We start from the raw sequence: 13,295 nt of genomic DNA, 5'->3' as shown, positions 1-13,295 counted from the left end.
CACGCAGCAGCGCGCGCTGCGCAACCGCACCCGTCGCCGCGGGCAATGCGGCGCTGTCGTCAGCTCTTGCGCCGCTTGGCCCTCACGTCGACGACCAGTCGCCAATCGGCTGCATCGGCCGTTTTGACCTCGCCGAGCCAATGGAAAGCGTCCTTGGTCATCTCCGTAAAGCTCCAGCGCGTCAGTTCGCCGGCTTCGGTGGTGCCTTCCTGCACGATGTCCTGCCCGCGCGAACGGCCGATCTGCTGGCGGAAGACGCTGCGGCCGGGATCGAACCAGGAAATCCGCCACGCGTCGATGGTCGGATCGTAGACACGCAGCGTCGTGCCGTACCAATTGCCGGCGATCGGAAACGCTTGAGAGCCCGCGGGGCGGGGAATGATCCAGACGTCCTGGACGGCACGGCCCTCCAGCACCCAGCCGAAATGGATCTCGCCAGGCGCGGTATGCTTCGTGCCGTCGGATCCATGGGCCGTAATCTCGGCGTCCCAGTCGCCGACAAAGCGGCCGTAAAGCTGCAGCGCCGCCGTGTGCTCGGGATTCGGTCCGTCCGCGTGCAAGAGTTTGGCAAAGTCGGTCATGTCGATCTCCTGTTGAGAGGAAATCAGCACTTTCCGCCGGCGGCCGGCTTGGAGAAAATTGCGCCTCAGACCCCGTCGAGGATGATCACCGTCGGCTTCGAGGGCAACGCATCCCGCGACATCCGGAAGGACCGCCCGGAGCGGCGGTCGATCTCGAATTGCTGGCCGATCCGGCGCATGAAGTCGTCGAGCGGGGTGGCGAAGCGGTGCATCGGCAGCACCACCGAGGCGCGCAGCCGCCTGGTGATGTCGGAGATGCCGTCCAGCGACATGGTGTAGGTGCCGTCGATCGGCACCATCACGATATCGAGCCGTCCGATCTGGGCGAAATGGCTGTCGTCGAGCTTGTGATGGAGGTGGCCGAGATGGCCGATGCAGAGGCCGGCGACCTCGAAGATGAAGATCGAATTGCCGTCGCGGATCATGTCGGTGCCGGCATCGTCGCCGAAATAGCGGCGGATGTCGGTCGTGACGTTGCGGATGAAGGTGTCGCTGATACGCTCCGACACGATCGCCGGCTTGCCGTCCTCGCCCCAGCCATGCAGCACGTGAGGAATGCGCTTGTCGGGAAACAGCGAGTAGTGCGTGCTGTGGGCCCGGTTCATGGTCACGACGTCGGGCAGCCGTCCCACCTGATAGGCGCCGCTGTAATCGGTCGCGATGCGCAAGCCCCCGGGCGAGTCGATGAAATAGGTGGAGTGGCCGGCATAGGTGATCTCGACCTCGGCGGTGCCGGCGGCCTGCCGGAGCGCGACCGGTATGGCTCTGGGCGCGGCATTGGCCATCGCCAGGCATTCGCTGCGTTGTGGCTGCTGGGCGAGGGCAGGTGAGAGAACTGCGCCGAACAGCGCCAGAGCCGCCGAAACCAGTCGCCACATGAATTCCGTCCCCGATGACGCCTCGGGGAAAGTCTAGCGTGCAATGCTGCATGTAGCCAACTGCCAGCGATCAACAGCGCGTCAGTGTCGCACCTGTCGCTCCCGCCCTCTATTCGCGTCTTGGGCTGAACTTCCAGGTGACCGCGACGAGGCCGGCGGTGATCAGGCCGCTGATCAGGCCTGCCAGAGGCAAAGCGAGCAGCAGCGCTGCACTCGCGGCCCAACCAATCGAGGAGAAGGCTTCAGCAATGGTCGCGAGCCGCGACGAGGTCTGGCGGCGGCGGAATTGGCTGCGCCGGGCCTGCACCCGGAACCAGAGCTGGATCGCGGTCGCGGAGGCCGCGCTTGTGATGACCGCGCCGGCACTGATTGCGGCCTGGTAAGGCGAGGCGAAAGCGAGTGTGGCGATCAGCGGGCAGAAGATCACGGCGATCGCGATCAGCACCACCTCGATCTTGGCGCGGATGACGTTGGAGGGCGTCAAGGGCGCCGTCGCGACGAGGTCGGGGGCGTCCTCGCCCGAGATCGTCAGCCAGGCAAGTCCCCCGGCGAGCTGCCCGGCCGCCATCACGATGACGGGCGTGATCAGCGTGAGCGCCGCGGAGCTGTCGGCAAAATTGCGCCAGAGCAGCAGCGCCGGCGGCACCAGATAGAGCAATTGCATCAGGGTCTGTGAGATCAGCCAGGGATCGCGCCAGAGCAGCGCAAATTCCTTGCGCCGCAGCGCCTGTTGCCGCGAGCCGGCGCGGAACGGCCGTTCCTTGGCGCGCCGGCCGCCCGATGTGCCGTAGGCCGCGGCATCGATCGCCGTGTCGGCAAAGCGGTGAGAGAACATCGCCATGACGCTGCCGAGCAGCACCAAAGCGAGCGCCAGGAGCAGCAGCAACGCCTCGCTGTCGCCCATCACCGCCCGCGCCGGCCACCACCAGATGCTGTCGACGTCGGGGGCGTGAGCGGCCAGGCTACCGGAGGTCAGGATGGTGAAGCGCGACAGCGTGCCGTAGGACATGATCGCGGCGACCTGGAGCGCGATCACGAAGCCGGCGCCGATGATCGCGGCGAGGATCTGGGCGATCAGGCGCGTCCGCGCCGGGCCGATCAGGCGGAACAACAGGATGGTGACGGCGATGGCGATCGCCGCGGCCGACAGGCCCATCGCGACCACGACGCCGAATGAAGCGAGCCAGCGCGGCCCGCCGCCGATCACGAGCACGTCGATGAAGGGCGTCGAAAACAGCAGCGCCATCACCGTGACGGTCAGCGCGATCGCGGCGATGCGGACCGAGAACAGATTGGCAAGCGTTGCCGGCGAGGACATGATAAGGTCGAGATCGGCGCGGGCGTAGAACACCCGCGTCACCGATTCGATCGCCTGCGACAACATCAGGGTCCAGGCGAGGAAGATCGTCGCCGAGATCACGATCAGCGAGGATTTGTCGAGCGGCAGTTGCAGATCGGCGAAGCGGCCGATCACCGCCCAGGCCGGCAGGTGCAGCAGCGCGGCGAAGCAGACGAGGCCGATGACAGCGGCGCGCGTCCGCTTGCGCCGTCCGCCGGTCATCATGGCGAACCATTCGCGCCAGGCGAGCCGTAGCTCGTGGCGGGCAAACCAGGAGAGCGCGGTCGCCGAGCTCATGCGGCTTCCGGAAGCGTCACCAGCGCGATGAAGAGATCCTCCAGGCTGGTGTCGGCATCGCCGTTCTGCTGGCGCAGCTCGCTCAGCGTGCCCTCGGCGACGAGGCGGCCCGAGGCGATCACGCCGATGCGGTCGGCCATGCGCTCGGCCACTTCGAGAATATGCGTGGTCATGATGACGGTGCAGCCGGCGCGGACACGCTCGCTGAGCAGGCCCTTCACATGGCGGGCCGAGACGGCATCGAGCCCGGTCAGCGGCTCGTCGAGGATGATGAGGCGGGGGTCGTGCACCAGCGCGCCGGCCAGCGCCACCTTCTGGCGCATGCCCTTGGAAAAGCCCTCGCAGCGCTCGTGCCGGTGCGGCGCGAGGCCGAGCGAATCCAGCAGGTCCTGCGCGATCGGCTCGGAGACCGACGGCGCGATGCCCCAGAGGCCGGCGACGAATTCGAGGTATTCGAGCGGGGTCAGCTTGTCGTAGATCATCGGTTCGTCGGAGACCCACGCCATCACCTGCTTGGCGGCGACGGGGTCTTGGAGCCCATCAATGCCGAAGATCGAGACCGCGCCGGCATCGGGGCGCAGCAGGCCCGCCACCATGCGCAAAGTCGTGGTCTTGCCGGCGCCGTTGGGGCCGACCAGCGCATAGAATTCGCCGGCGTGGATGGTGAGATCGAGGCTATCGACCGCCAGACGGTCAAAACGCTTCGTTAACCCCTTAACCTCCAGCGCCGAGCTGTCCGGCTTCATGACGGCCACACCATACGGTTTTGCATCGCTTGGACCATGACCCGAAGATGTTTCGGCGCGGTGAATCGCGCTGCAGCAAATTCCGTCATCCGGATTGGACTAAAGGCAAGTCACCGTTTGTTGACAGCGCTGAGTGGTTCAGGCTGAATTGGTTCCGGACAAATGGCGCTAACGCGGCGAAACGACTGCGTAGCGACTGGACACAAGATACGGCAAGGCGGTCGGGAAGAACCGCCGGTTGTATCGGGAGGACGTGCGTCAATGCTGGATTTCGTTCAGCAGCTGGTCAGCGGTGTTGCGCTCGGCTGCGTCTACGGCCTGATCGCGCTCGGCTTCGTGCTCGTCTACAAGGCCACCGAGGTCGTCAATTTCGCCCAGGGCGACCTGATGATGCTCGGCGGCTTCTTCGCCTTCACCTTCATCGGCATGATGGGCCTGAACTACTGGATCGGCTTTGCCGGTGCGGTGGCCGCGATGGCGCTGTTCGGCATGCTGGCGGAGCGCGTGGTGGTGCGGCCGATCCTCGGCTATCCGCAATTCTCCATCATCATGGCGACCATCGGCCTCGGCTATTTCCTGCGCTCGATCGCCGGCATGATCTGGGGCACCGACGATCTGAAGATCGAGACGCCGTTCAGCCAAGGCGTGCTGCGGATCGGCTCGCTGGTGCTCGCCTACGACAAGCTGTCGGTGATCGCGGCGACGATGATCCTGTGCACGCTGCTCTGGCTGTTCTTCAACAAGACCACGCTCGGCACCGCGATGCGTGCCAGCTCCGAGAACATGCTCGCCGCCTATTACATGGGCATTCCGGTCAAGCGCGTCGTCTCGATCGTCTGGGCGATCAGCGCGGCGGTCGCGACCTGCGCCGGCGTGTTGCTGGCGCCGATCACCTTCATCCATTCCAATGTCGGCCTCGTGCTCGGCCTGAAGGCGTTTCCGGCCGCGGTGCTCGGTGGCTTCGGTTCGATTCCGGGTGCGGTGGTCGGTGGCGTCCTGATCGGCGTGATCGAGAGCATGGCCGGCTTCTACCTGCCCGAAGGCTGGAAGGACGTCGCGCCCTATCTCGTGTTGCTCGCGGTGCTGCTCTTGAAGCCCGAAGGCCTGTTCGGCCACCACGTCCGCAAGAAGGTCTGAACGCCATGCGCTTCCTGTTCAAGACCGACTATGAGGACGACATCAAGCTGTTCCCGCATTCGGGCTACTTCGTCTCCTACGGCATCCTGCTCGCCCTGCTGCTGATCGCACCCTATGTGCTCTCCAGCTATCTGATGAGCCAGCTCGTCTTCGTCTGCATCTATGCGACCGTCGGCGTGGCGCTCTTGATCCTCACCGGCTTCACCGGCCAGGCCTCGCTCGGCCACGCCGCGTTCCTCGCCATTGGCGCCTACACCGCCGCCTATTTGCAGAAATACAACGTGCCGTTCCCGGTCTACTTCCTCGCCGCCGGCGGCCTGACCGGCATCATCGGCGCGATGGTCGGCTTTCCCGCGCTGCGCCTCACCGGCATCTACCTTGTCATCGCCACCATCTCCTTCGCCCTGATCGTCGAGGAGATCCTGGCGCGCTGGGAAAGCGTCACCAACGGCAACGAGGGCATGCGGGTCAAGACGTTGTCGCTGCTCGGCGTCACGGTGCCGCGCGACAGCCCGGCCTTCTATTTCCTCTGCCTTGCCGTGCTGGTGCTGACCATCGTCGGCACGCTCAATCTGCTGCGCTCGCCGACGGGGCGCGCCTTCGTCGCGATCCGCGACAGCGAGACGGCGGCGCGCAGCATGGGCGTCAACGTCGCGCTCTATAAGGTGAAGTCCTTTGCGATCTCTGCGGCGATCACCGGCTTTGCCGGCGTGTTGTTCGCCCACAAGCTCTCCTTCATCTCGCCGGAGATGTTCACGCTGCAGCTCTCGATCGAGTTCATCATCGTGATCCTGATCGGCGGCACCTTCAGCCTGCACGGTGCGGTGCTGGGCGCGATCTTCATCGTGATGATCGATCCCTTCCTCACCTACCTCAAGGACGACATGCCCGGCATGATCTCCGGCATCGCGGCGACGCTTGGCGCCGGCCCGGCGATCGCGGGAAATATCAAGTCGAACGTCGCGGCCTTCGCCTCGCTCAACGGCCTGAAGGGCGCGATCTACGGCATCATCATCGTGCTGTTCGTGCTGTTCGAGCCGCTCGGCCTCTACGGCCGCTGGCTGAAGATCAAGCTCTTCTTCCAGCTGTTCCCGCTCTACAAGCGCGCCACCTTCAAGCGGCAGAAGATCTATGTGAAGTCGGAGCGGAACCGATGAGCTATTTCCGCGCCGAGAACCTGTCGCTGCATTTCGGGGGCCTCAAGGCCGTCGATGCGGTGTCCTTCGCGATCGAGAAGGGCGAGATCCTCTCGATCATCGGGCCCAACGGCGCCGGCAAGAGCTCGATCTTCAATTTGATCTCGCGGATCTACCGGCCGACCTCGGGCCGTATCTTCTTCGAGAACCAGGACATCACGGAGGAGCCGCCCTACGACATCGCCAAGCTCGGCATCGCCCGCACTTTCCAGAACATCGAGCTGTTCGAGAACGCGACCGTGCTCTCCAACCTCCTGGTCGGCCGCCACCGGCACTCGAGCACGCAGCTCTGGCAGGAGCTGCTGTTCCTGCCGAGCGTGCGGGCCAACGAGAAGCTGCACCGCCGCAGGGTCGAGCAGGTCATCGAATTCCTCGATCTCGAACCCTATCGCGACAAGCTGATCTCCGGCCTGCCCTATGGTGTCCGCAAGGTGATCGAGCTGGCCCGCGCGCTGTGCTCGGAGCCCAAGCTGATCCTGCTCGACGAGCCGTCATCCGGCCTCAATGTCGAGGAGACCGACGACATGTCGTTCTGGATCCGGGACATGAAGAGCGAGCTCGGCATCACCGTGCTGATGGTCGAGCACGACATGTCGCTGGTCAATCGGGTCTCCGACCGCGTCATCGCACTGAACTACGGCCGCGTGCTGGCGATGGGCTCGCCTGCCGAGGTTCAGCAGCACCCCGACGTCGTCGCCGCGTATCTTGGAGCCTGACCCATGGATGCCGCGGTGACACCCGATATCATCCTGAAGCTCTCCAACATCGAGAGCTATTACGGACCGATCATGGCGATCCGCGGCATCTCGCTGGAAGTGCCGCGCGGCCGCATCGTCACGCTGCTGGGGGCCAATGGCGCCGGCAAGACCACGGTCCTGAAGACCATCTCCGGCATCCTCGATCCGCAGAAGGGCTCGATCGAATTCCTGGGCAAGCCGATCCAGCGCATGGAGGCCGACCGGATCGTGCGGCTCGGCCTCAGCCATGTGCCGGAGGGGCGCGAGGTGTTCCCGTTCCTGTCCGTGCGCGAGAACCTGATGATGGGGGCCTATCCGCGCAAGGACCGCGACGGCGTCGCTGACGATCTCGAGCGCGTCTACGGCTATTTCCCGCGCCTGAAGGAGCGCATCAACCAGCCGGCCGGCCAGCTCTCGGGCGGCGAGCAGCAGATGCTCGCGATCGGACGCGCGCTGATGAACCGGCCGACGCTGCTGTTGCTCGACGAGCCCTCGCTCGGCCTGTCGCCGCTGCTGGTGAAGGAGATCTTCACCATCATCCGGCGCGTCAACGAGGAGCAGGGCATGTCGATCCTGCTGGTCGAGCAAAACGCCAAGGTGGCGCTGGAGACGGCGCATTACGGCTATGTGCTGGAGATCGGCCGCATCGTGATGAACGACAGCTGCGACCGCTTGATGCATTCCCAGGACATCCAGGAGTTCTACCTTGGCGCCAAGGAAGCGGGCGCCCGCGGCGAGCGGCGCTGGAAAAAGAAGAAGACGTGGCGGTGAGGACAAGCTGGCAGTAAGATGAGCTTGCCATCCGCGACATAGACCGCCGGCAAGGCAGGCAGCGGAGGCAGGCGACAGGGAGGAGAGGCGCATGGCCCGACCGGCGGTGCTGACGGTCGCTGATACGATCGCAAAGAGCTTTCTGCGCGCTGCGGAGGCGCGCGGCGATCGGCCGGCGATCCGCGAGAAGAAATTCGGGATCTGGCAGCCGACGAGCTGGCGCGAATGGCTGGAGATCTCCAAGGAGATCGCCTACGGGCTCAATGCGATCGGCTTCCTGCCCGGCGACGTCGCCTCCATCATCGCCAACGCCGTCCCGGAATGGGTCCATGCCGACATGGGCATCCTGTGCGCCGGCGGTGTCTCCTCGGGCATCTACCCGACCGACGCGTCGTCCCAGGTCGAATATCTCGTCAACGATTCCCGAACCAGGGTGATCTTCGCCGAGGACGAGGAGCAGCTCGACAAGATCCTCGCCTGCCGCGCCCGCTGTGCAAGCCTGCAGAAGATCATCGTGTTCGACATGGAGGGGCTCAGCGGCTTCTCCGACGACATGGTGATGTCGCTCGACGAGTTTCGCGCGCTCGGCCGCAATCACATGGTCGGGCGCGAGGCGCTGTGGCAGGAGATGATAGACAGCCGCAGCGCCGGCGATCTCGCCATCCTCGTTTATACGTCCGGCACGACCGGCCCGCCCAAAGGCGCGATGCACGCCAACCGCAGCGTCACGCACCAGATGCGGCATGCCAATGACTTCATCCCGGCGCGAGAGGACGACGACCGCCTGATCTTCCTGCCGCTCTGCCACGTCGCCGAACGCATCGGCGGCTACTACATCTCGGTCGCGCTCGGCTCGGTGATGAATTTCGCCGAGAGCCCGGAGACCGTGCCGGACAATTTGCGCGAGGTGCAGCCGACCGTCTTCCTGGCGGTGCCGCGCATCTGGGAGAAATTCTATTCCGCCGTCACCATCGCGCTGAAGGATGCGACGCCGCTCCAGCAATGGGTCTATCGCCGCGCCATCGGCATCGGCTACCGCATGGTCGACTACAGGCTCGAGGGCAAGGCGCCGCCGCTGTCGCTGCGGCTCGCAAGCCGCGTCGCCTACCGGGTCGCATTCCGCAACATCCGCCGCATGATCGGGCTCGATCGCTGCCGCGTCGCCTTCACCGGCGCGGCGCCGATCGCGCCGGAACTGATCCGCTGGTATCTCGCGCTCGGCATCGACATGCACGAGCTCTACGGCCAGACCGAGAATTGCGGCGTCGCCACCATGATGCCGGCGGAGCGGATCAAGCTCGGCTCGGTGGGTACCGCGGTGTCCTGGGGCGAGGTCGCGCTGTCGCCCGAAGGAGAGATCCTGATCAAGGGCGACTTCCTGTTCATGGGCTATCTCAACCAGCCGGAGAAGACGGCGGAGGCGATCGATCAGCGCGGCTGGCTGCACACCGGAGACGTCGGCACCATCGACAACGAGGGCTTCGTTCGGATCACCGACCGGATGAAGGACATCATCATCACCTCCGGCGGCAAGAACATCACGCCGTCCGAGATCGAGAACCAGCTCAAATTCTCGCCCTACATCTCGGATGCCGTCGTGATCGGTGACAAGCGGCCGTATTTGACCTGCCTCGTGATGATCGACCAGGAGAATGTCGAGAAGTTCGCCCAGGATCACGACATTCCCTTCACCAATTATGCGAGCCTGTGCCGGGCGACGGAGATTCAGGATCTGATCGGTCGCGAGATCGAGCAGGTCAACGGCAATTTCGCCCGCGTCGAGACCATCAAGAAGTTCTACCTGATCGAGCGCCAGCTCACGCCGGAGGACGAGGAGCTGACGCCGACCATGAAATTGAAGCGCGGCTTCGTGAACAAGCGCTACGCCGCCGAGATCGAAGCGATGTATCGCCAACGCGCGGTGGCGTGAGGCATGCGCATGCCCCGGAAGAGTGGAAACCGGTTTTCCGAGAAGGGGCATGCGCTGAAGAAAAGTCACGTCTGAGAAAGCGAAGGAGCGACGGCCCCCGCCCTCCGCGTAACACGGGCCTTTAGGAGAGGAGACGTCAATGTCGAAATCGTTCAGCGCGTTCGGCCTTGCTGTGAGTGCCGTGGTGCTCACCTGTCTGCCGGCCGCGGCGCAAACCAAGGTCACCAACGAGGGCATCTCGGCAAGCGAGATCGTCATCGGTACGCATCAGGATCTCTCGGGCCCGATCAAGGGCTGGGGCGTTCCGGTCTCCAACGGCATGAAGATGGCGACCGAGGAGATCAACGCGGCCGGCGGCGTCAACGGCCGCAAGATCCGCCTCGTCATCGAGGACAGCGGCTACGATCCGAAAAAGGCCGTGCTGGCGTCGCAAAAACTGATCGAGCGCGACAAGATCTTCGCGATGGTCGGGGCGATGGGATCGCCTACCGTGCTCGCCGCGCAGGACATCCTGCTCGACGCCGGCGTGCTTCAGCTCTTTCCGCTGACGGCCGCCGAGTTCACCTTCAAGTTCGATCCGGCCAAGCCGCAGGAGCGCCTCAAGTTCAACAATTTGCTGCCCTATGTCGAGAGCACGCGCGCGGCGCTGAAATACATGATGGAGTGGAAGAACTTCAAGAAGCCCTGCATCATGCACCAGGACGACGAGTACGGCAAAAACGTGCTCGACGGCTTCAACCAGCAGCTCACAGCCATGAAGGTGCAGCCGGCTTCGATCACCAGCTACAAGCGCGGCGCCTCCGACTTCAGCGCGCAGGTCGCCAAGATGAAGTCCGACGGCTGTGACCTCGTCGTGCTCGGCGCGGTGCTGCGTGAACCCATCGGCGCCATGACCGAGGCCAAGAAGCTCGGTTGGGACGTCACCTTCCTCGGCGCAACGCCGACCAACGTGATGGAAGTGCCGATGCTCGGCAAGGACGCCGTCGAAGGCCTCTACGCCGCGAGCGGCTTCGAGATCCCCTATGAGGACACCGCGAAAGGCAAGGTCAAGGACTGGCTCGTCAACTACAAGAAGATGTTCGGCACCGACGCCAACACGCAGGCGATCATCGGCTACAATGCGATGATGACCTTCGCCTTCTATGCGCAGAAGGCCGGCAAGGACCTCACGGGCCAGAAGATGCTTGATGCGCTCGAGTCGGGTGAAAAATTCCTCGACATCTTCAACTCGCCGCCGACCAAGTTCTCCAAGACCGACCACCTCGCGAACACCATCACCCAGGTGCAGCAGGTCAAGGGCGGCCGCTGGGTGCTGGTGAAGGACAATCTGATGTTCTGATGCTTCGCTTTCACCCTCCCCTGGTGGGGGAGGGGCGATCGCGCGTAGCGCGAGCGGGGTGGGGTGATCTCTCAGCACGGGCAGTGCCGCAAAGCCGAGAGTTCGTCACCCCACCCCGTCTCACATTTCGCTGCGCTCCATGCGAGCCGGCCCTTCCCCTCCAAGGGAGGGTAAGTGCTACGATCCCCCGCCGGCCGTCCCCGAATTCACCGGCGCCAGTTCGTCCTCGCGGCAGCGCCAGCCGTCGGCGGCTTTGACGAACGCAAACGTCCGCTGGATCCTGAGGCGGCGCGTCACGTTGAAGGCTTCCGCCCGAGCGTTCCTTGTTGGCGGCGCCTGGCTGCGGACGACCGGTCCTGGCGTCCCAGCAGGTGCCGGTGCAGGTGGTCGCGACCTTGCTACACACAGTGAAGGGCGCCAGCACCGCCATTTCGATCTCGCCCGTGACCTGCGCCTCCTGCTCGGTCACCTGGCTGTCGAGCGCGTAGACGCGGTTGATGCGCAGGAAGTTGCCGCACGAATTGGCCGCATGGATCCGTGCGGCGCAGAAGTCGACCGCGTCGGTGTCGGGGATGCGGGCCGCGACTTGGCGGCCGAACACCTTCTTGGGATCTCCCTTCGCGGCGCGCACTTCGTCGGTCTTGCGCTTCAAATGCTCCGCAACACAGTCCTCCGCGGATTCGAGCTCCTCGAGCGGCACGTTCTCCTTGCCGACCAAATTGCATTTGCGGTCGCGTTCGCGGGTCCACCTGCCGTATTCAGCGAAGGCAAAGCGCGCCGCGGTCGAATCCAGCTTGCTGATCAGTCCGAGCACGAGGCCATTGAGCTCTGCTTCGGCCAGGGTCAGCGACGGGTCCGCGCAGATCAGCGCGCCTGCTGCGGTGTTGGCCGCCAGGCAGTCGAAGTCGGGATCGCGCACGATCGCAGCGCGCTCCTCGGTCACCTTGAGCAGGCACGCCTTCACCCGGTCGAATTCGTCAGGGCGGACCGCGGTCTGCCCGACGATGCCGCAGCCGAGATTGCGCTGGCGGATCCAGATCGCATTCTCTTCGATCGCAGGCAGGCGATCGGGCAGGCGGGCGAGCCGCGCCTCGATCGCGGTGCTCAACGTCTCGGCGGCGGCCGCAAGCGCGGCGTCTCCGCAGAACAATTGATTGCCAGGGTCGCGGATCTGCGCGCAGTTGTTCTTGGCGAACAGCGGCAGCCTGTCGGCGATGGAACGGTCGGACTGCGCTGACGCGGATGAGGCGAGCGCCAGCAGCGCAATCACAGTCAGCACGATGAACCGCATTCCCTCGCCCCCGCATGGAAGCGCCATGCTAGCGTCTGGGATCGCGTGGTGGAATGGGGTTGTGTGGGGAGGTCTGGTCTACAAGAGGGTCAATTCGCGCCGGACGCCATCGAGAACCGCGCGGGGTCGTCGACATATTTCAGCACGGCCGACTGGTAGAGTGTGAACAGCGGTTGATAGCTACGCGCGGCGTCGTCCTCGACCATTGCCATGCGGCGGTTGTCGAGCATCAGCCAGCGGCCGTCGAGCTTTGCTGCGGCAACCGCATGCTCTTCACCGGCCCTGGCGTCGCGCACCACGACGATGCGGAGGTCTTCGGCGGCGATTCCTGCCAGCCGCAGCGCGGCCAGCTTGGCGATGGCGTAGTCTTCGCAATCGCCGGTGCCGCTGGCGAAGGTCGCAAGCGGTGAGCTCCAGACGTCGTCCATGCCGTCATTGGCGGCCCGGATGGCAAGGTTGATGGCACGGTTGGTCTCGCCGAGCCGCGCGCGGCCGTCGCGAGTACGGGCCTGGTCGACGATGGCGAGCAGCTTCAGGGCCGCGGGCGACGCGCAATTGTCGCGGTCGCCGTCGCACAGCGCAAGCTGCACCATGTCGTCGTCGAGCCTGTCTTTCAGCGCGAGCCATTTTTGCCGCAGGCTGCCGGACGAAATCGCGAAGGCGAATACGCCGAACGGCTCGGCGGATTTGCGCACGAGAAGGCCGGCTCCCGGCGACAGCAGCGAGCCGGCGCGAAGCTCGGCGGCCGATCCGAACAGGATCAATCCGCACAGGACAAGCATTGCGCGCCAGGCGCGCGAGCGAGCAGCGGTCTCCATCTGACATCCCCTTCCTGGCTTCGCCGGGTCCCCCTCGACCTCGACGCGCCGGGCTTTGTTGCTTTCGGGGAGATAGTGCGAGACGGGCCGTTTTGTTCTGCTTAATGCGCCCGGCAGGGGTTCCTAAAACCGGGAACAGGCTGAAACCGACCTGCCCAAATTGCGTAAAATTTTACGATTCCCGGGCTAGGAGGTGTTCTGCTGCCGCGAAATGGAGCCAATTGCAGGCACAAGT

General features: G+C 64.7%; 11 protein-coding genes and 1 pseudogene. 6 read left to right on the top strand and 6 right to left on the bottom strand.

Features of this window, described 5'->3' with window-relative positions; all coding sequences use genetic code 11:
• Positions 1 to 59: 59 nt before the first annotated feature.
• From XH83_RS32205 to XH83_RS32190, 4 genes are all read right to left on the bottom strand, one after another.
• On the bottom strand, positions 60 to 581 hold the full coding sequence (locus XH83_RS32205; protein ID WP_194404604.1) for a hypothetical protein: 522 nt from the start codon (positions 579 to 581) through the stop codon (positions 60 to 62).
• Between the two features lie 65 nt (positions 582 to 646).
• Positions 647 to 1,459 (bottom strand): MBL fold metallo-hydrolase, encoded by an 813-nt coding sequence (locus tag XH83_RS32200; RefSeq protein ID WP_194404603.1) that lies wholly within the window; start codon positions 1,457 to 1,459, stop codon positions 647 to 649.
• Between the two features lie 109 nt (positions 1,460 to 1,568).
• On the bottom strand, positions 1,569 to 3,095 hold the full coding sequence (locus tag XH83_RS32195; RefSeq protein ID WP_194404602.1) for a permease: 1,527 nt from the start codon (positions 3,093 to 3,095) through the stop codon (positions 1,569 to 1,571).
• Positions 3,092 to 3,841, bottom strand: a complete 750-nt coding sequence (locus tag XH83_RS32190; RefSeq protein ID WP_194404601.1) for an ABC transporter ATP-binding protein — start codon at positions 3,839 to 3,841, stop codon at positions 3,092 to 3,094. The genes XH83_RS32195 and XH83_RS32190 overlap by 4 nt, the downstream gene beginning before the upstream one ends.
• Before the next feature lie 261 nt (positions 3,842 to 4,102).
• Between XH83_RS32190 and XH83_RS32185 the strand changes: the two genes are divergently transcribed.
• The 6 genes from XH83_RS32185 (at position 4,103) to XH83_RS32160 (ending at position 10,951) form a co-directional block, all read left to right on the top strand.
• Positions 4,103 to 4,978, top strand: a complete 876-nt coding sequence (locus XH83_RS32185; protein ID WP_194404600.1) for a branched-chain amino acid ABC transporter permease — start codon at positions 4,103 to 4,105, stop codon at positions 4,976 to 4,978.
• 5 nt (positions 4,979 to 4,983) lie between these two features.
• Complete coding sequence (locus tag XH83_RS32180) at positions 4,984 to 6,135, top strand: branched-chain amino acid ABC transporter permease (RefSeq protein WP_194404599.1); 1,152 nt, start codon at positions 4,984 to 4,986, stop codon at positions 6,133 to 6,135.
• The gene (locus tag XH83_RS32175; RefSeq protein WP_194404598.1) at positions 6,132 to 6,890 is read left to right on the top strand and encodes an ABC transporter ATP-binding protein; all 759 of its coding nucleotides are present in this window, start codon (positions 6,132 to 6,134) and stop codon (positions 6,888 to 6,890) included. The genes XH83_RS32180 and XH83_RS32175 overlap by 4 nt, the downstream gene beginning before the upstream one ends.
• Positions 6,891 to 6,893: 3 nt before the next feature.
• On the top strand, positions 6,894 to 7,682 hold the full coding sequence (locus XH83_RS32170) for an ABC transporter ATP-binding protein (protein WP_194404597.1): 789 nt from the start codon (positions 6,894 to 6,896) through the stop codon (positions 7,680 to 7,682).
• Positions 7,683 to 7,773: 91 nt separating this feature from the next.
• Complete coding sequence (locus XH83_RS32165) at positions 7,774 to 9,612, top strand: long-chain fatty acid--CoA ligase (protein WP_194404596.1); 1,839 nt, start codon at positions 7,774 to 7,776, stop codon at positions 9,610 to 9,612.
• A 139-nt stretch (positions 9,613 to 9,751) separates the two neighbouring features.
• Positions 9,752 to 10,951, top strand: a complete 1,200-nt coding sequence (locus XH83_RS32160; RefSeq protein ID WP_194404595.1) for an ABC transporter substrate-binding protein — start codon at positions 9,752 to 9,754, stop codon at positions 10,949 to 10,951.
• Positions 10,952 to 11,128: 177 nt separating this feature from the next.
• On the opposite strand, the pseudogene XH83_RS32155 reads toward XH83_RS32160, so the two are convergent.
• Together XH83_RS32155 and XH83_RS32150 are read right to left on the bottom strand one after the other, a co-directional pair.
• Positions 11,129 to 12,242, bottom strand: a pseudogene (locus XH83_RS32155) (lysozyme inhibitor LprI family protein).
• Positions 12,243 to 12,331: 89 nt separating this feature from the next.
• The gene (locus XH83_RS32150; RefSeq protein ID WP_194404594.1) at positions 12,332 to 13,060 is read right to left on the bottom strand and encodes a transglutaminase-like cysteine peptidase; all 729 of its coding nucleotides are present in this window, start codon (positions 13,058 to 13,060) and stop codon (positions 12,332 to 12,334) included.
• Positions 13,061 to 13,295 lie beyond the last annotated feature (235 nt).

The sequence above is a fragment of the Bradyrhizobium sp. CCBAU 53351 genome, from assembly GCF_015291745.1.
Lineage (GTDB): Bacteria > Pseudomonadota > Alphaproteobacteria > Rhizobiales > Xanthobacteraceae > Bradyrhizobium.
Note: the sequence above shows the minus strand (reverse complement) of the source record. Positions and strands in the feature narration are given on the sequence as shown.

What these genes read in the sequence shown, in the direction of transcription:
- XH83_RS32190 (WP_194404601.1), bottom strand. Translation starts at nt 3,841, where the DNA reads ATGAAGCCGGACAGCTCGGCGCTGGAGGTTAAGGGGTTAACGAAGCGT.
- XH83_RS32200 (WP_194404603.1), bottom strand. Translation starts at nt 1,459, where the DNA reads ATGTGGCGACTGGTTTCGGCGGCTCTGGCGCTGTTCGGCGCAGTTCTC.
- XH83_RS32195 (WP_194404602.1), bottom strand. Translation starts at nt 3,095, where the DNA reads ATGAGCTCGGCGACCGCGCTCTCCTGGTTTGCCCGCCACGAGCTACGG.
- XH83_RS32175 (WP_194404598.1), top strand. Translation starts at nt 6,132, where the DNA reads ATGAGCTATTTCCGCGCCGAGAACCTGTCGCTGCATTTCGGGGGCCTC.
- XH83_RS32165 (WP_194404596.1), top strand. Translation starts at nt 7,774, where the DNA reads ATGGCCCGACCGGCGGTGCTGACGGTCGCTGATACGATCGCAAAGAGC.
- XH83_RS32185 (WP_194404600.1), top strand. Translation starts at nt 4,103, where the DNA reads ATGCTGGATTTCGTTCAGCAGCTGGTCAGCGGTGTTGCGCTCGGCTGC.
- XH83_RS32205 (WP_194404604.1), bottom strand. Translation starts at nt 581, where the DNA reads ATGACCGACTTTGCCAAACTCTTGCACGCGGACGGACCGAATCCCGAG.
- XH83_RS32160 (WP_194404595.1), top strand. Translation starts at nt 9,752, where the DNA reads ATGTCGAAATCGTTCAGCGCGTTCGGCCTTGCTGTGAGTGCCGTGGTG.
- XH83_RS32150 (WP_194404594.1), bottom strand. Translation starts at nt 13,060, where the DNA reads ATGGAGACCGCTGCTCGCTCGCGCGCCTGGCGCGCAATGCTTGTCCTG.
- XH83_RS32180 (WP_194404599.1), top strand. Translation starts at nt 4,984, where the DNA reads ATGCGCTTCCTGTTCAAGACCGACTATGAGGACGACATCAAGCTGTTC.
- XH83_RS32170 (WP_194404597.1), top strand. Translation starts at nt 6,894, where the DNA reads ATGGATGCCGCGGTGACACCCGATATCATCCTGAAGCTCTCCAACATC.